General features: G+C 40.1%; 16 protein-coding genes. 6 read left to right on the top strand and 10 right to left on the bottom strand.

Annotation, left to right across the window (positions count from 1 at the left end; genetic code table 11):
• Positions 1-325 precede the first annotated feature (325 nt).
• Both nfsA and CSV61_RS04580 read left to right on the top strand, forming a co-directional pair.
• Complete coding sequence (nfsA, locus tag CSV61_RS04575; RefSeq protein ID WP_099638279.1) at positions 326-1,057, top strand: oxygen-insensitive NADPH nitroreductase; 732 nt, start codon at positions 326-328, stop codon at positions 1,055-1,057.
• Positions 1,058-1,079: 22 nt separating this feature from the next.
• Positions 1,080-2,273 (top strand): class I SAM-dependent methyltransferase, encoded by a 1,194-nt coding sequence (locus CSV61_RS04580; protein WP_099638280.1) that lies wholly within the window; start codon positions 1,080-1,082, stop codon positions 2,271-2,273.
• 74 nt (positions 2,274-2,347) lie between these two features.
• Here the strand turns inward: CSV61_RS04580 and CSV61_RS04585 are convergent, their stop codons facing one another.
• On the bottom strand, positions 2,348-3,532 hold the full coding sequence (locus CSV61_RS04585) for a MalY/PatB family protein (RefSeq protein ID WP_099638281.1): 1,185 nt from the start codon (positions 3,530-3,532) through the stop codon (positions 2,348-2,350).
• A gap of 145 nt (positions 3,533-3,677) precedes the next feature.
• Here CSV61_RS04585 and CSV61_RS04590 point away from each other — a divergent pair, with 145 nt between their 5' ends.
• Positions 3,678-5,906: an S-layer homology domain-containing protein gene (locus CSV61_RS04590; RefSeq protein ID WP_099638282.1), complete on the top strand. Its 2,229-nt coding sequence runs from the start codon at positions 3,678-3,680 to the stop codon at positions 5,904-5,906.
• A 53-nt stretch (positions 5,907-5,959) separates the two neighbouring features.
• Here CSV61_RS04590 and putP read toward each other — a convergent pair whose 3' ends face one another.
• The gene (putP, locus tag CSV61_RS04595; RefSeq protein WP_099638283.1) at positions 5,960-7,441 is read right to left on the bottom strand and encodes a sodium/proline symporter PutP; all 1,482 of its coding nucleotides are present in this window, start codon (positions 7,439-7,441) and stop codon (positions 5,960-5,962) included.
• A 229-nt stretch (positions 7,442-7,670) separates the two neighbouring features.
• Between putP and CSV61_RS04600 the strand changes: the two genes are divergently transcribed.
• Positions 7,671-7,994: a YbjQ family protein gene (locus CSV61_RS04600; protein ID WP_083034199.1), complete on the top strand. Its 324-nt coding sequence runs from the start codon at positions 7,671-7,673 to the stop codon at positions 7,992-7,994.
• A 44-nt stretch (positions 7,995-8,038) separates the two neighbouring features.
• On the opposite strand, the gene CSV61_RS04605 is transcribed toward CSV61_RS04600, so the two are convergent.
• Positions 8,039-8,233 carry a YwbE family protein gene (locus CSV61_RS04605; RefSeq protein ID WP_083034200.1) on the bottom strand — a complete coding sequence of 65 codons (195 nt, stop codon included), beginning with the start codon at positions 8,231-8,233 and terminating at the stop codon, positions 8,039-8,041.
• 125 nt (positions 8,234-8,358) lie between these two features.
• Between CSV61_RS04605 and CSV61_RS04610 the strand changes: the two genes are divergently transcribed.
• Together CSV61_RS04610 and CSV61_RS04615 are read left to right on the top strand one after the other, a co-directional pair.
• The gene (locus CSV61_RS04610; RefSeq protein ID WP_083034201.1) at positions 8,359-8,799 is read left to right on the top strand and encodes a YtoQ family protein; all 441 of its coding nucleotides are present in this window, start codon (positions 8,359-8,361) and stop codon (positions 8,797-8,799) included.
• A 219-nt stretch (positions 8,800-9,018) separates the two neighbouring features.
• Positions 9,019-11,847 carry an ATP-binding protein gene (locus tag CSV61_RS04615; protein WP_099638284.1) on the top strand — a complete coding sequence of 943 codons (2,829 nt, stop codon included), beginning with the start codon at positions 9,019-9,021 and terminating at the stop codon, positions 11,845-11,847.
• A gap of 63 nt (positions 11,848-11,910) precedes the next feature.
• Here CSV61_RS04615 and CSV61_RS04620 read toward each other — a convergent pair whose 3' ends face one another.
• From CSV61_RS04620 to sigW, 7 genes are all read right to left on the bottom strand, one after another.
• On the bottom strand, positions 11,911-12,276 hold the full coding sequence (locus CSV61_RS04620) for a response regulator transcription factor (protein WP_099638285.1): 366 nt from the start codon (positions 12,274-12,276) through the stop codon (positions 11,911-11,913).
• A 15-nt stretch (positions 12,277-12,291) separates the two neighbouring features.
• Positions 12,292-13,911: a diguanylate cyclase gene (locus tag CSV61_RS04625; protein WP_099638286.1), complete on the bottom strand. Its 1,620-nt coding sequence runs from the start codon at positions 13,909-13,911 to the stop codon at positions 12,292-12,294.
• Between the two features lie 124 nt (positions 13,912-14,035).
• Positions 14,036-15,385 (bottom strand): phosphoglucosamine mutase, encoded by a 1,350-nt coding sequence (glmM, locus tag CSV61_RS04630; protein WP_083034205.1) that lies wholly within the window; start codon positions 15,383-15,385, stop codon positions 14,036-14,038.
• Between the two features lie 52 nt (positions 15,386-15,437).
• Positions 15,438-16,418, bottom strand: coding sequence for a CdaR family protein (locus tag CSV61_RS04635; protein WP_083034206.1), 981 nt, complete (start codon positions 16,416-16,418; stop codon positions 15,438-15,440).
• Positions 16,411-17,247 carry a diadenylate cyclase CdaA gene (cdaA, locus tag CSV61_RS04640; RefSeq protein ID WP_029053226.1) on the bottom strand — a complete coding sequence of 279 codons (837 nt, stop codon included), beginning with the start codon at positions 17,245-17,247 and terminating at the stop codon, positions 16,411-16,413. The genes CSV61_RS04635 and cdaA overlap by 8 nt, the downstream gene beginning before the upstream one ends.
• 150 nt (positions 17,248-17,397) lie before the next feature.
• Entirely contained in the window at positions 17,398-18,033 is a 636-nt protein-coding gene (locus CSV61_RS04645) for an anti-sigma factor family protein (protein ID WP_099638287.1), read from the bottom strand.
• Between the two features lie 12 nt (positions 18,034-18,045).
• Positions 18,046-18,609, bottom strand: a complete 564-nt coding sequence (sigW, locus tag CSV61_RS04650; RefSeq protein WP_083034208.1) for an RNA polymerase sigma factor SigW — start codon at positions 18,607-18,609, stop codon at positions 18,046-18,048.
• Positions 18,610-18,677 lie beyond the last annotated feature (68 nt).

Raw genomic sequence — 18,677 nt, forward strand, 5'->3', positions numbered from 1 at the left:
TTTTTATGAAGCGCAAGACAACGTGATTGATTTTCATAGTAAGCACGCCCTTCTAAATAGATGGTTTCCTTCTATCATATCAAATCTGTCTTGCCAATCGGGGTTCCTCGTCCTTTCTTTTAACTGAAGGTTTCGATTCTTTCGTAATATGTTTGCGCGACGAATACACGATATGGAACTATGATGCCAGCAAACCTTTTATAACATAAGATCGGCAACAGGCAAAATAAGCTTGAGTGTTTCCCGAAAGGTCAGAATAGTGTAGGATAAAAGGAGAGTTTCAGGAAGATATATGTTCTGATGAAAACGAATGCGGAGGGATTGTATGGTAATCGAATTATTAAAATCTCACTCATCGGTTCGACGTTACAAAGATGAACCGATTTCAAGAGAGACAATTATGGAACTAGTTAAAGCAGGTCAGCACGCAGCAAGTTCACACTTCGTGCAAGCATGCTCGGTAATGTATGTAACGGATACTGAAAAACGCGGCCAATTGGCTGAACTGTCCAAAAACCGTCGTCAATTCTATACAGCTGGCGCGGTATTAGTATTTTGTATGGACTATAACCGGTTATCTCACGCTGCCCGTTTACATGGTCAGGAAATTGACTACACGGTAGTAGAGAATGTATTAGTAGGCGCAATCGATGTCGGTCTATTCGCACAGAATGTCGTCATTGCTGCCGAATCAAAAGGCTATGGCATTTGCTATATCGGCGGCGTACGAAATGCGATGGAAGAAATCTCCGAAGTACTGGAATTGCCTAAAGGCGTTGTCCCTCTGTTTGGATTGTCGATCGGTGTTCCAAATGAATCCAATGGTGTCAAACCACGTTTACCTGTAGAAGCTGTGTTGCATGAAAATACGTATAACGAAGAAAAGTATACTGATCTATTACCAGCATATGATGAAATCATGAAAGAATACTATGCGAGCCGTGATTCCAATCAGCGTGATGCGATGTGGACAAAAGAAATGGCTGATTTCCTTGAATCCCCAAGAAGAACAGATCTTCAGGCATTCTTGAAAAAACAAGGATTCCTATTGAACTGAAGACAGACAGGAGTGTCAAACGATGTCAGTAGATGACGTGCTGGAACTACTCCAGCGACGCATGACAGATGGAACATTCATCCGTGCAACAATTAGTGGACCACGAATGAAATCCAATGATGTGAAGCGAATTAAATTAAAACCGCTTGAACTTAAAGGTGAATTTTACATTCAATTTGAATATCAGCATGAACGTATTCTTAAGCATGACAATGTAGCACTAGAGGACGTAGCGCAACCTCTGCACGATGCCTTAGAAACCTTTAAGCAATTCCATATTGATTTATCAGATGAAACGATGCAGATTCAAATATCCAAGAAGATGAAAGTTTCGATTAAACGCATTTTCCTCAATACCGAAAAGACTGTCGACTATGCGCATAATCGTACAAAGAATTACGCTTTAAATGAAGGGACACCTTACCCTTTTCTCATTCGTCTCGGTGTTCAAACGCCTGAAGGTAAAGTGAAAAATCAAAAACATGATAAGTTTCGTCAGATCAATCGCTTCGTCGAACTGATTGATGACACGCTTTCACACTTGCCAAAAGACCGTCCGATTCGCATACTCGATTTCGGATCGGGTAAATCCTATTTGACGTTTGCACTGTATCATTACTTGCGAATCGAAAAAGGATTGGATATTCGAGTAACAGGATTAGATCTAAAAAAAGAAGTCATTGAAGAGTGCCAGGAAATCGCACGTGATTTGCACTATGATCAACTAGAATTTCTAGTAGGAGATATTAATGAATATGATGGCGATACCGCAGTCGATATGGTCGTCACGCTTCACGCATGTGATGTAGCAACAGATATGGCATTGGCTAAAGCCGTCAACTGGGGAGCCTCGGTCATTCTATCGGTTCCTTGCTGTCAGCATGAGCTATTTTCACAAGTTCAAGCTCCTGCGCTCGACATCATGTTGCAGCACGGCCTAGTAAAAGAACGTTTAGCTGCACTCGCAACCGACTCCATCCGCGCAGAGTTGCTAACATTAGTTGGATATGAAGCACAACTTGTGGAATTCATCGATATGGAACATACACCGAAGAACATCTTGATACGCGCTTACCGCACTACTAAGAAACCAACTCCAGCACAAATTGATCGTTACGTTGCATTTAGGAATATGTTGCAAGCAAAGCCTTTCTTAGAGAAAGAACTGCAACCTTTGCTCAGTTTTCCACCGGCAAATAACAATCAGACTACTTAAGAGCATAAAAAATCACCGTAACGTCTTGTGGACAATCGTCTCTTTGACAATTACGGTGATCTTTTTACTCTAACTTATGATTGGGGCAAGTGTTCGATGATGCGATCTACTGCTTGTTTAATATAGCTCGGTTCTGTCCCAAGATTTAAACGTATGAAACCTTTCGAGTTTTCCCCAAACCACTCTCCGTAGTCGATTGCCAGTTTACATGTATCTTGCACAAATTCTTTGACACCGTCTGGCTGGATATGTGCACGCAAGTCGATCCATAGTAAATACGTTCCTTCTAACGGTGTAACGATTAACTTTGGTGCATGCTCTGCGAACTGTTCGACTGCATAGCGTTCATTCGACCTCACGACTTCCCGTAATCCTTCAAGCCAGTCTGCGCCATGATTATACGCCGCCTCTGCAGCCGTCATACCTAGCATATTCACTTCCGTTTGATTAACAGATTTCACAAACGTATCGAACTGCTCTAGCAATGCTTTATTTTCAATGATGATCTGAGATGTTAACAAGCCCGCCAAGTTGAATGTTTTTGAAGCGGAAGTTACTGTAATGACACGCTCAGCGTACTTCCCGTTGGCTACAATCGCAGATGGTATATGTGTATGATCACCAAACGTCATATCATGATGGATTTCATCCGACACGACCAATACGTCATGCTTTTCACAGATTGACAAAAGCTTCTCTGCTTCCTCCGCTGTCCATACACGGCCAACGGGATTATGCGGTGTACAATGAATGAATAATTTCACGTCATTGTCGATTATTTGCTTTTCGAAGTCTTCAAAATCAATTGTATAAACGCCAGCAGTATTAATGAGTTCGCTGTTTATTAGTGTGCGGTCAGTATCTTTCACTGCATTGGCAAAAGGATAATAGACCGGGGATAGAATGATTACTGCATCCCGAGGTTTTGTAAATGCATTAACAAACCAATATAACGCTGTCACAACACCCGTTGAAAAACGCATCCATTCCTCCTTCACTTCATAACCATGGTGCTCGCGTTCCCAATTAATGAATGCTTCGAAATATGATTCAGGTGCATATGTATAGCCAAACACCCCAAAATCTACTTTTTCTTTTAACGCTTCGATCACTTGCTCTGGTGCTTTAAATTCCATATCTGCTACCCAAGCCGCGAGTAAGTCTGCATCACCGAAACGTTCCTCCAACTTGTCCCACTTCAGTGAATTCGTACCCTTTCGATCAATTGCATAGCGTTCCAAAAACTCTTCTTTATTCATATAGAAACCTCCACTGTTATTCATTTCATAGTAGTCATTCTATTCCGATTGTATCATATGTACCCTTTTGCTTGCTCTGTTGTCGTTAAGATTTATTTTGGGGTATACTAGAGTATTGAAGCAACATTTAGTTGGAGGTCATGAAGTGAGAAAATGGAATACCGCACTAGTTTTACTGGCATTACTTTTCATGTGTTCCATTCAGTCTGCCAGCGCACAAACGACAGACGTAAAATATATAGACGTCTCTAATCACCACTGGGCAAAAAATGAAATTATGCAGCTAGATGAAATGAAAATCATCACAGGCAATTTCGATATGCAGTTCCATCCTGAAACACCACTAACAAGGGGGCAAGCTGCTGTATCTTTATCTAAAATATTCGGATCAAAATTCGTTGATCAATCTTTCGGTTTTTCAGATATCGCATGGGGATCGGATAAAGCACGTTTTGCTTTGACTGCTGTCGAAAACGGCTGGATCCAACCAAGCAAACGTGGAGTTTTTGGCTTTAATGAACCATTGACGAAGACAGAGCTATGGAATTCACTCATTACAGCTTTTGATATGGAAAAGGACTTTGGTAAAGTGTTATCTACTAGTTGGCCTTCTAGTTCGGATCGAGCTACGGTACAAAACATTCCTGTCTACACATTTCCTCAAGTAGAGGAGTTTCTTCAGTATGGAGACTCGGTCGTATCGCGAGCATACTTTTCAAAAGCCTTGCACCGGATACTAGTGGAAACCAATCGTATAAAACAACCGAAGCAATTTACACTTACCGCTCCAGAAGAGTCCGTTACCTATAGTGAAAGTGTGCCCGAAAACCATTTAGGTAGTGTACCGTTCAGTACACATCCTCTTTATTTACGTTCTAAGGAAGCATTTGAATATATAGACTTTACACAAACCAATTATGACTTCTCACGAGATAGTACGTATAGGTATGCAGTTGGAACAGATGGGGCAGAAGTTAAACTAACTGTTCGTCAATTACCTAATGAAGATGTATTTGTTTTCTCGGAACTAAACAATCCAACCGACACGCCTATTACCGTAGAAGTGCTCCAAAAAGAAGAAGATATTGCACGTTTTAATGTATTCCGCTATGACCGCTATCCACTCATGCGTGAAAACAAAGATCGGACCGATGCTGACATGACAACGTATCCGACAGGACTGTTACGTTTCATCAAGACAGATGGCACAGTAGAAGAGCGAATGATTGGGCAAGCTTATCTCTCCAAACCATTATCGCTCCGCTATGATAATGGCGAGCAAAGTATTTCGCGTGAACTTCTTGAAGAGCAAGAGAATTTTTCCTATGCGTTAGCTGGAAAAACACTATTATCCTCTTATACACTTCAAGCCAATTCAGGGGAAATTGCTGATCATTGGTATGTCGATTCGGACGAACCGTTGTTTAATTCAAAGGATGATATATTTAAGTGGATGAGAGAAACTAGTCAGAACCACAAGAAGCGGAATAATTGGTACACTGCAGATGGTTCGTATAATAAACTGGCTGACTCGACAGAGCCCATGCCCGTTACAGGTCAAAACTATGGACGTACTTTATTGATGCTGAAAGAGGATCGCGCATTGACACTTTATCACGAAAATAAAGGGCGTTATTTTGAGAATCTAGTCTATAATGCTTTCGTCAACTTGAAAAACTTCAAACAAGATAAAGCCTACTGGGAAACAGAAGTAACCAGTACGTATCTCAAACATTTATATGATATTCATGCACCATTCATTGATACGCGTTTCAACGAACAAATCGCTTTATTCTATTATAATAGCGGCAGTGAGTTTGGGATCCCTTCAGCGAATGAACCATTGCGTAATTATGCGGATCTGCTCGTTTCACAGCAACAAAAAGGTAATATTAATCGAGTAGCTAGCGATGCATATTATATTGCGGATTACTTTCCAATCAAACAGAAAGTAACTACCCATACATCTATGAACCATGCACTCGGTGGCATGAATATCCTACTCCGGTCTTACCAGGAATTTGGAGATTGGCGATATCTTCACACTGCGCGTACTATTCAAAGAGCCATTGTCTACCAAAAAGATCAATGGATTCGAGATAACGGAGATATTTGGTACAAGGTCTCTCCGGAATTTCATTTCGAGGGTGATGATTATAAACACCTAACACTAGAAGATTTGATTGAATCTTATCAGCTTTGGCAGCAAATTGATCCTATCTACTTGCCTACGCTGAAGCAACTGATTATTTCAAAGGCTACTTTCCTATCCAATGAAAAACTTGGCTATACGACGAAGATTAAAAAGGGTTTGAAGGAAATTGGATTGTACGAGTATCTACCAGATGGTGATGAATTCACCGATGCATTATAAGCACAATGAAAAGGGCGATCCATGCACAAACAGTGCAAGATCGCCCTTTTCATTTACTTTTCTTCTTCAAGCAATTCCATTGTTTCATCGTATTCTTTTTCAATTATGGAGTTGTGTGTATACGTTGCTTTACTTACTACAACCGCCACAAGGAGACAAATCGCAAACCCTGGAACAATTTCATATAATGTACTCGATAAGAACTTGACGTTACCCCAAACACCGACTGTAATAGCACCAGCGATCATGCCGTATAGTGCACCTTTAGCCGTTAGCTTTCTCCAATATAATGATAAGAGTATAATAGGACCGAAAGCTCCACCAAACCCTGCCCAAGCGAATGAAACCAATTTCAAGACAGATTCTTTATTTGGCCAAGCCAGTAATATAGCGACAATCGTCACGAACAGAACTGCCAGGCGGCCTAAAAATACATAGCGACTATCTGAAGCGTTTGTTTTGAAAACTGCTTTATACAAGTCTTCAATCAAAGCAGATGATGTCACGATCAATTGAGATGATATTGTACTCATAATAGCCGCCAAGACAGCTGCTAGCATGATACCTGCAATTAACGGATGGAAGATGAGCTGTCCGAGAACGATAAAGACCGTTTCTGGATCTGCCAAGTCTGCGCTGTTTTGCTGAAAATACGCGATACCAATTAATGCGGTAGCAATTGCACCTATCAAGCTCAGTAACATCCAGCCAATACCGATCCGTCTAGCACTTTTCGTCTCTTTAACAGAACTGATCGCCATAAAGCGAACGATAATATGCGGCTGTCCGAAGTAACCTAGTCCCCATGCTAGTGAGGAAATGATTCCTACCACACTCACACCCGATACAAAGTTAAAGAGCGAAGGATCGACTTCTCTTATACTCGCTGCAGTTTCTGAAAATCCACCTGTAATGAAAATACCAAATGAAGGCACTAAAATGAGCGCTAAAAACATAATCAATCCCTGGATGAAATCCGTATAACTCACCGCTAAGAACCCACCGAATAAGGTATACGCTAACACTACTACCGATACAATAATGAGTCCTGTATGATAGTCTAAACCGAATGAACTTTGAAAGAACTTCCCTCCTGCTACCATACCTGAGGATACGTAGAACGTGAAGAATGCTAAAATAATGATACCTGAAGCTACCCGCAATAAACGAGAAGTATCTTTTAACCTGTTTTCAAGGAAACTCGGAATCGTGATAGAGTTATTTGAAACTTGTGTGTATGCACGTAAACGCGGCGCCACAAACAACCAGTTCAAATAAGCACCTACCGTTAAGCCAACCGCGAGCCAAGCTTCACCTAATCCACTTAAATAGATTGCACCCGGCAGTCCCATCAATAGCCAGCCGGACATATCGGAAGCTCCGGCACTTAGTGCTGTAACAGCCGGCCCAAGCGATCGTCCACCAAGCATATAATCCGTCAGGTTCGATGTACGTTTGAACGCATACCAACCAATGAACAGCATAGCCGCCATGTACACGATTATGGAAATAAGCTGATACATTTGTTCTGTCATACTATCATCTCCTTTTTTCTATCTATGTACTCATACTACCTGATAGGTAGCGCGCTTTGAACCTTTATTTCGAGACTCGTAGAATATGACTATTTTTCGATACAATTCCCCGGGAAATTACTTCATTTGACATAGAACAGGTACGCGTTTTATTTTCACACTCTACATATATATTGAAACCATTCTTTCCATCATAACGTATATATACAAACCAAAGGGGGAGATCAAATTGTTACACACGACAACTAACATGCTGCAAGGCCGGACTATTGAAACGTATCACGGGATTGTATCAGGAGAAACCATTATGGGGGCAAATATCGTACGGGATATTTTTGCATCCGTGACGGATATTGTAGGGGGACGTAGTGCTGCCTATGAAAGCAAACTAACTGAAGCACGTCAAACAGCACTGGATGAAATGTCCCGGAAAGCAAATGCCATGGGGGCGAACGCTGTCATCGGTGTCGATTTGGATTTCGAAATGGTACGGGAAGGTATGATGATGTGTATCGCAACGGGTACAGCCGTTACGTATCGCGATGGAGAGTAATCGTATATACAAAAAGAGAGAGGGAATCCCCCTCTCTTTTTGTATTATGCTAATATTTCTGCTACACGACCAACTTGTCCATCTTCAAGCCGTACTTTAATCCCGTGCGGATGAAAACTGGAATTGGTCAGCAAATCTTTAACGATGCCTTCTGTTTTTACACCGCTTCGCTGATCTTTCTTTAAAATAACGGCTACTCGTAATCCAGGTTTTACATCTGCTCGATTTTGTCCATTCATATATTCCACTCTCCCTGTTTTTATTCAGTGTACCACATTTATGAACTCTTTCTTCTCAAGTACATCTGATGAAGGAAGACATAATGCATGATACAATAAAGACTATCAAACTAGGAGGGGTTTTCATGCGATTAACAGTATACTTAGCTGGGGAAATTCACACATCTTGGAGAGATGAAGTCAAACAACAAGCAAAAGATCTACAATTACCTGTCGATTTTGTCGGCCCCATGGAAGATCATGACCGCTCAGACAACATCGGCGAAGAAATTCTAGGCGAACAACCCGGTAAACTATTTAAAGATGCCGCAGCTTCTAGCTTTAATAACTTACGAACGGAAATTTTAATGAAAAAATCAGATGTTGTTATCGCGTTATTTGGTGAACAATACAAACAGTGGAATACCGCAATGGACGCCAGTGCAGCAGTCGCTTTCGGAAAACCACTTATTCTGATTCGTCAGGAAAATCATCATCACCCTTTAAAAGAGCTATCTCGCAAAGCACATGTTACCGTAGAATCAGTTGATCAAGCAGTCTTAGCATTGAAATATATTTTTGAGTAATTATGTAAATTACTTACTAGAGGACAAGCCTATCATTTATCGGCTTGTCTTTTTTTGTCTACACTTGAAACACCATTTATTTGGGCTAGTATGTACACATACTATTTTCGTCCTATCATACCATCAAATAAAATCTCCTGACTGAAAATTCTATACGTATATAGCCGAGCAAATGGTAGAATAGAAGTAGTTGAGATAGTAGGAAGGGGTAAGTGGGTCGTGCAAAAAAAAGGAATACGCCAACAATACATAAAAGTATTTATCGTTTCAATAGTCATCGCGATTGTCGGAATGGCTAGTATGTACTTCTATGCAAGTAACACTTGGGATGAACTAGAAGATCAACAGCAAAACTCTTATGCAAAATCGAAACAAATAGAGGAAATATCTGATTCAATTCAAGATCTATTCTTTCGGATCCGGGGTTACTATGCGTTTCAAATTGAGGATGAATTAAACCATGCTTATCAAGCAATCGAAGATATTCATTCTCATTCCAAGGAATTTAGATCGTTTCAACTGAACGCAGAAGAACAACAAATCATTGCGGAAATTGATAGCTTCTTAATCGAATACGAAAAGGTCATCCTCCCGAAAGCCATACAATTTGTTGAAGAAAATGATTATGACAGCTTACGGAACCTGGCAAATAGTGGTGCTAATCTAACCGTCAATAGCTTCATTAAATATGCCAATGAATACAAAGACTCTTCAAAGGATAAGCAAAGACTGGCAACTGATCATACGATGCAACAAACTAAATATTTCTTTTTAATCATCACCATATTCGGCTTCATCTTCTTACTTATTCCAATCTATATGGTTTGGAACGTTATCCACCGTGTGGTTAAGCCAATAGAAGAAATCACACATGCAGCAGATCAGTATGAAACAGAAGGCACAGTACTATTCCACCCCATTCAGACAGAGAATGAAATCGGCGCACTCTCACAATCTATCCATAAAATGATGGAGCGCATTCAAATGAATGAGCAAGATCTCCTTTCTCAAAACGAAGAATTAATTACACAGCAAGATGAATTATTCAATCGCCAGACTAAAATGGAATTCGCTTTATCAGAAGCTCGCTTTTCCCGAGTTCGTTTGGAACGTTACAATGGCTTGAGTCATATCCTTTCATTCTCACTGGATAAGCAAGAAGTATGCGATCAAACTTTCGACTATTTAAATCAAGTCTATCAATCCGATTTAGGTTTTCTTTGGCTTCCTAGCAGCGGAATTCATGCATTAAAAGGAATTTCACAAGAATTTTTTGATGAAATAAAATACGAACGGCTAGAGTATATAAGAACCCGACTTGAAACAGAGTCCTATTTCATTATCAAGCGGGAAGCGGAATATGAAAAAGGCATAGCTAGCAGTATTACATATGTCTATGACTTTGTGGTAGGTATCTATAATGTCGATAATGAATTAAGCGTCGTGTCCGTCCTCTCACGTATTGGCAAACCGTTTACGGAAGACGATCAAAAAGATTTATACGGTTTGCTTAAGCGAATTGCCATTGCAGTGGACCGAATTGAGCAATATGAACTCATTAGTCACGAACGTCAGTTGAATCGAAACATCCTAGATAGCATCAATGAAGGCATCCGTTTTGTTTCAAATAGAGATGAGAAAGATAAGTATAATGCAGCCTTATTCGATTTACTGGGCATGGAGCCTGAAACCGAGCATAACGCATGGTCTCGAGAAGAGTGGACGGAGAATTTTCTAAAACAAATCCATGATCCTGTCCGTTACAAAGCATTTCTAGATGAGGCAATTCAATCCGAATCCACGAAATTCATTACTAACGAATATGTACTTTCACTACCTTCTGAACAATCTCGGGTCATGAATGTGTATAGTGTCCCTATTATTATTCAAGATGAAAAAGTCGGTACAATCTTCGTACACCGTGATATTACTCATGAACACGAAGTCAATAAAATGAAAACAGAATTGGTTTCGACTGTCAGTCATGAATTACGCACACCTTTGTCTAGCATCCTTGGATTCTCTGAACTTTTACTAAACAAAGATATGGATGATACCCGCAAGAAACGGTATCTTGAGACGATTCATAGCGAGGCAAACCGCCTAACTGCCCTTATTAATGATTTCTTAGATCTTCAGCGGATGGAAGCTGGTCGTCAATCGTACACGATAGAGGATATATCAATCAATGAAGTGGTCGAAAAGGCTGTGGCTAATTTACTCATTCAATCACCTCACCATACGATAAAAGTGCAAGATCTAACTTATTCATCCATGGTCAGAGCCGACTATAATCGCATTTTGCAAGTATTCACGAATTTAGTGGGAAATGCCATTAAATTCTCTCCTGACGGTGGAAGTGTGAACATCACTCTGTTCAATCAACAAGACGCTGTTACTGTTTCCATAGCGGACGAAGGCATTGGAATTCCTTCAGATACTATTGGACATCTTTTTGAGAAATTTTATCGATTCGATAATAGTTATAGTAGAAAAATTGGTGGTACAGGTCTCGGTCTATCTATTTGTAAAGAGGTTATACAAGATCATAATGGAAAGATTTGGGCCGATTCTGAAGAAAATGTAGGTACGACTATTTTCTTTTCCCTTCCTTTAAAACAGCAATTATCAACAGAAAAAATCGACTTTGATAAACCTTTGGTGGTGATAGTGGAAGATGATGTGAGTATTCCCTTATTACTTGGTGAAGAGCTGTCAAGCAAAGATTTTTCAGTCATTCATCATTCCAAAGTAAGCAAAGCATTTGCATGTATAGAAAAAAGGAAACCTGCCGCAGTCGTCGTTAATCTAATGCTAGACGAAGGTGAAAGTGGCTGGGATCTGATTAGTAAAATGAAAGATCATACTCAAACGGAATCAATTCCTATTGTTATATCTTCTTCACTAGAAAAAGAACCGCTACTGATGGAGAAATTTCATGTTAGTGAATTTTTGACGAAACCTTATCCTCTCAGCAATTTATCATCCATTATCATGGAGACTATGGAACGATCGGATGGACTGATTTTATATCCACAGAACGACTAAAACAGAACGTCCTCTCCATAATGGAGAGGACGTTCTGTTTGTCTATATAGATATGCACTTTAATCAAAATAGTGATTTAACTAATTCGGCCAGTTCATTCGGGCTAAATGGTTTGGGTACAAAATAAGAGGCCCCTTTAGCTAGAGCAACGTCCTGATCCGCTTGCTGCGCTTTCGCAGTGAGCATAATAATAGGCGTTGTCAGTTTTAGCGGTTGTAGATGCTCTAATAATTCCAAACCTGTCATACGTGGCATCATGTAATCTAAAAGAATGGCGTCGTATTGCTTGCCTCCGATCTTTTCTAAAGCTTCTACTCCGTCTTCAGCTTCTTCTACTTGAAATCCTTCAAATTCCAAAGTGTCCGTGAGCAACATACGCAAAATATCTTCATCATCTACAACTAACACTTTTTTTCCTACATGTGTCAAAGTGGGCACCTCCTTCTATTCTCTTTTATCAAATAACCGATTAGCTAATTTATCGATTCGTCCGAGTACTTCTGCTGGTTGGAATGGCTTAATAATATAGTCGTCTGCTCCAAGCCAGAGCGCAGCCTTAATATCATTTGCACTTTTTCTAGCCGTCATCATGGATACCGTGACATTTGTTTTGGCATGGTCACTCTTTAATCGACTTAATACTTCAAGACCGTCCATTTTTGGCATGACACCATCGAGTAGTACGATAAAATAAGCGTCTGGACTATACCAGTCATCTTCTAGAAACGAAGGTCCATCAGCATACGTTTTCACTGTAATATCAATATCCGAAGACTTTAATCCTAGCAACGTTTGCTGAAGAATTTGCCTGATGAATGAATCATCGTCAACGATAATGACGATCAATTTACGCTTGACTTTTCGTTTACTCTGGTCGTAAATCACCGTTTGATTTCGTCCTGAACGCTTTGCTTCATAAAGTGCCTGATCAGCAGCAGATACCAAGTTGGCAGTATTTCCTTCATATGTTGCACTGCCTGCTGAGAAGGTCACCTCGAACGTCTCTTCATTAGAAGTAAATATAGCGTCATTGAACTTTTCTCGAATTCGCTCAACGGCATGCACTGTATCTTCTGCATGGATGTTATCGAATAATAAAGCAAATTCTTCTCCGCCATAACGGAAGCCATAATCACCTTCGCGCTTTTCTTCTTTAATAATTTCCCCAAACCTTTGCAGTACTTCATCGCCTGCAGGATGTCCATACAGGTCATTTACTTGTTTAAAATGATCCAAATCTATTATGACCAGTGAAAAAGTCGTTTCAGATTGATCGGCTTTTTTAGCCAATATATTAATGGTTTCATCGAAGTAGCGTCGATTCCCCACACCCGTCAAGCTATCTGTAATCATACTGCTACTAATCGCATGCTGACGCATTTGCCGATTGAACAAATAAGGGAAAAAGACATCCATATCAAAAGGTTTTGAAATCAAATCCATAGCACCTCTACGATACGTTTCAATAAGAATTTCTTTCGTCACTTCTTCACTTGAGATGGCTAAAGTCGTGTTTTTTTGTCGCGCAGGTTCTGCAATTTGATCCAGCACTTCAAAGCCTGTCATATCAGGTAATTTTGCATCTATGATGACAATACTTGGTCTCATAGAGTAGAACTGTTCAATTCCACGCTTCCCATTCAATGAAATAATTACTTGAGCTCCAAGCTTCTCAAGCAATTCCTTTAAGTAAGACACGAATTCTAAATCTTGATCAATAATGAGAACGAACGTTTCTGTATCCAGACGATTGATATAGCGATCAGGTAATTGAAATTCTTCTTTTTTCACGTCAATCGTACTATCAAAATGCGAACGAATACGATTCTTCAAATTTTCTAATGAAGAAACAGGTATTTTTTGATCGTTGGATGACGTCAAAATCTCTAATTGTGACGCACAAAAGAGAGACAACTGTTGCAATCCGATTGTCCCGGACGTTCCCTTCAATTTATGAAGAAAATAATATAATTCCCTTTCCGTTAAACTACCACGCGCTTTCCACTCTTCAAAGATATTCTCTGTTCGTTGTGCTAGCATATTCTGGTATTTTTTTTGACTCACAATTTTCCTCTCCGTTCAGCGGAAGCATCCCCATTTCAGCCTATACCTCTGATTCCCCGGTATTCTATCTCTATAAAAAGAGAGCTGGTAATATAGAATATCTATTACCAGCTCAAATCCATATTTACTCTAGACCCATTTCTTCTTTTACTACTTGTGAGATCCGATCTGCATAATCTACACACTGTGCTTCTGTTTCAGATTCGACCATTACACGGACGAGAGGCTCCGTACCCGAAGGACGCACTAGTACTCTTCCCTGGCCATTCATCTCTTTCTCTACCTCATTAATCACTCCGACAATACGCATATTTTCCATGACCGCATATTTATCTTTTACACGAATATTAATAAGTTTCTGTGGATACACTTTCATTTCACTAGCTAGTTCCGATAATTTTTTTCCTGTTTGCTGCATGATGTTAACAAGTTGCAATGCCGTTAGCAAGCCATCTCCCGTTGTATTGTAATCCATGAAGATAATGTGGCCTGATTGCTCACCGCCAAGATTATAATGATTATTACGCATTTCTTCTACAACGTAACGATCGCCTACAGCTGTTTGAACACTCTTCATGCCAAATTCCTCTAGAGCTTTATAGAAGCCCAAATTACTCATCACAGTGGAGACAATTGTATCTGATTTTAATCTGCCTTTGCTATGTAAGTATCGAGCTACAATGAACATAATTTGATCGCCATCGACGATATTACCTTTTTCATCAACTGCGATTAGACGATCGCCATCACCATCAAATGCTAGACCGATATCTGCACTTTTTTCTACTACAAGTGTTGCAAGCGCTTCGGGATGTGTAGATCCAACGCCATCATTGATATTCAAGCCGTTTGGAGAAGCACCCATTGTAGTCAGATCTGCATCCAAGTCTGCAAATACATGGGTTGCCAAGACCGATGTTGCTCCATGTGCGCAATCAAGCGCTACATGGATATTTTCGAAGTCCTCATCGACAATTTGTTTCAAGTATTGAATATATTTTTGACCGCCTTCAAAATATTCCGTAATGGTTCCAACGTTCCCTCCAACCGGACGGGGTAATGTATCTTCTTCTGCATTTAATAGTTTTTCGAATTCCTCTTCTTGTGCATCAGTTAATTTAAAGCCAGTATCTCCGAAGAACTTAATTCCATTATCTTCAACGGGATTATGTGATGCTGAAATCATAACGCCTGCCTGAGCGTTCATGACACGTGTTAAATAGGCTACGCCTGGTGTACTAATTACGCCTAACTTCATCACTTCCACACCAACAGATAATAGGCCTGCGATTAAGGCATTTTCAAGCATTAAGCCAGAAATCCGTGTATCTCTTCCTACTAGCACTTCTGCTTTTTCTTCTGCATCTTTAGTGAATAAGTATCCACCGATTCTGCCTAATTTAAATGCCAGTTCAGGTGTAAGCTCCTTGTTTGCTACACCTCTGACGCCATCTGTTCCAAAATACTGTGTCATGTTGTATTCTTCCTTTCGATCTGATCTTAGTAGATCACATTTGGTACGAGCATTACGATTCTTTACTATCATCCGTCTTTTTTGAAACATCAGAAGTTTCACCTGAAACCTTCACCTGAACTTTTAATTTGGAAGGTGTCACTTTAGTAATCCCTTCAGGTTTCTTTATGTCTGCTTCCACTTTTCCGGATTTAGTTATTTTAGTGATATCCAGTTCTACTGGAATTTCTTTGATTGCATCTACTGCACTCTTTGGACCGTGAATGCGAACTGATTGATCTACGGGTGCAGCACTTTCAACGGTTATTCCAGTCGGTGATTGTCCTTTCTGTTGCAACGTTAACGGAACTTCACGACTATATTCCTGAATATCTACTTTGACCGTGACTTCTTCTGGATCCAATGAAACGGAAAGCTTATTTAAGTCACGATCCAATACGCGAACACGAGATTTTTGCTCAAAAGGCTTATCCAGGCTACCCTCGTTTGTAATAGAAGCTTTTACGAAACTAATTGCATCCACAACACTTTTCGCACCTGTAACATTAATCGAAGAGGGTTGAACTCCCATGCTTTTCACTTCATAGCCTTCTGCTAGTAATCTGGTATTCATCTCTGGATCGACACGGAATGATTGAGTTACCTTTTCCTCAATATTGATACTCACTGTTGCAGGGTCAAGTCGAACATCCAGTTTGTCTGATAAGTTTTCTGCTTGTATACGTACATTATGTTCACCGAGTGTCAAATTTTGCAAATCTAATTTCAGTGTAAAATCCTTTAACAATTTTGTAGTCTGGACAATTTGGGCTGGTCCTTCAATTGTCATATTGACCATGTCAGGTACTCCGGTTACTACCAAATTCTCCGTATCGTAATATACTTCTACGGGTACATCTTGCATAAGATCAAACATATCACCTATTGTATTACGACTAGATTGATCCTCAGCTTTTACTGATAAAAACAGCATAATGGCTAAAAAAAGAGCAGTCAGTCGTAAAAACCAGGGGCTATCCATGAATTTATCCATTTTTTCTCTTCCCCCACTTCCATAGAGAAGTATCTGTTTGTCCTGTAGTGTTACCGAACCAGGAAATACGTAATAGTTTTTCGAACTCCTCGATATCTAATTTACGATTGATTTCCCCTTCTACGGCTAGGCTGATGGCACCGGTTTCTTCTGAAACAATGATAGTTACCGAATCAGTGACCTCACTGATACCAAGCGCAGCACGATGTCGTGTTCCAAGTTCTTTGGAGATAAACGCACTTTCTGACAATGGTAAATAACAACCCGCAGCAGCAATACGGTTTTTCGTCACAATGACCGCACCGTCATGCAATGGCGTGTTTGGAATAAAAATATTAATAAGAAGTTCGGAAGTAATATGTGAATTCATAGGGGTACCTGTTTCAATATATTCACTAAGACCTGTTTCTTTTTCAATGGTGATTAACGCACCAATTCGCCGCTTCGCCATATAGCTAACGGATTTAACGAATGCCTCAATTAAGCGATCACGCTCTTCCTCCTCCTGCATGGCAGTCCGCGCAAAGAGCCTCCCCCGGCCTAGTTGCTCCAAGGCTCTACGTAATTCAGGCTGGAATATGATAATTGCAGCCAAAAAACCGAATCGAAGTACTTCCTCCATCATCCATTGAAGGGTCTTCAAACCGAGCCATTCCGTTATATAGCGGCCTATTAAAATCACGAAAATACCTTTCAATAATTGAACAGCTTTTGTTCCTTTAATAATAGTAATTAACTTATAGAGTACGAACCAAACAAGAAGCACATCCACAATATTTTTCAGTATTTCTATTGGTGCTAATGTTGTTACTTGCTCCAAACCCGGCATGTGCTTCCCCTACCTTTAAAAAGTTCTTATGCATCTAGTATAACATAATTCCCAACTAACATGCCCAACTAAAAGGTATTGTACATCTGAATGAAAAGTAAAAAAGTGATGCGTAAGCTCAGAAGCCGCATCACTTTACATTCTATTTCTTCATTCATCTTCAAGCTTTTGTTCCTTTGATGTAGGAATAATATCTTTTGCAACGGATTTCATCTTATACCACAGCCAATCAAAGATTTCGTTGATTTCTTCACTTGATCCTGTTATAACGGCTGTTGAAGCCATATACTTAGACCCTTTAATGACTGTGACATTGCCATCCACTTCTCCTTCAATTCGAAGGTCTCCATTCTTCACGACTAAGTCTCCTACAACCGTTTTACCTGCTGGAACAACAACTGTTTCCCCTTCAACAACTAAATTAGGCTGCTTCGTAAATGAAAACTGCTGTTCATTTTCAAAACTCGAGAAGAAAGATGCACTCATTAGTAGTAAAAACATCGCAGCCGCCACCATAAATGGATGCTGTCGGAACCACTTATTCGGACCTTTCTTCATCGTTTGTTTTGGCAATCTTGCTGTCACGCCATCGACAAATCCTACTGGTGCTTCCACTACATCTATTCCCTTAAATAGAGTAACGGTTTGCTCTAGTTCTTCAAATGTTTCTCTGCACTCTCCACATAGTTTCAAATGTTCATTCATGATCTGCTCTTCTTCATTGGTGATCTCACCATCAAAAAACGCATGCATATAATGGACAACATGTTTAGGACATTTTTCCATGAATCCAACCTCCTACATACTCCCCATTTGTTGCCGAAGCGCTTCTCTTCCTCGATGCACTCGTGTTTTTACCGTGCCGAGTGGCATCTCCAAAATATCAGCGATTTCCTGCAACTGTAGGTCTTCCATATATCGCAAAATAATAATCGTACGGTATTTATCGGGCAGCCTGTTTACTTCGTACTGAACACGATCTTTCATTTCCATCTTTTCTACTTCTTCCTCCGGTAACTGTTGATTCGTTGCGATTTGCGAATACATATTCAAGCCTTCCGTCCCTGGTACCGTTGCATCTAAGTAGTAATCAGGCTTTTTCTTCCGAATGCGATCAATACATAAATTAGTAGCAATACGGTACAGCCAAGTAGAAAATTTCCGCTTTTGATCAAAGGTTTCCAAGTTTACGTAGGCGCGCACAAAGGCTTCTTGTGCAATATCTTCCGCCTCCGCTGCATTGTTTAACATCCGGTAACACACTTGATATAGACGGTGCTGAAAATGGATGACAATTTCCTCAAAAGCTTCCTGATTACCATGTAAAACTTCTTTTACTCGTTTGTTAATTAATTCGTCCAATAGGCTTCACTCCCGCTCCTATGCGGCTGTCCCTTTATATACGTTAGAAGCTTCATTTAGTTTCACTT

This window comes from Sporosarcina sp. P3 (assembly GCF_002743415.1).
Classification (GTDB): Bacteria; Bacillota; Bacilli; order Bacillales_A; family Planococcaceae; genus Sporosarcina; species Sporosarcina ureae_A.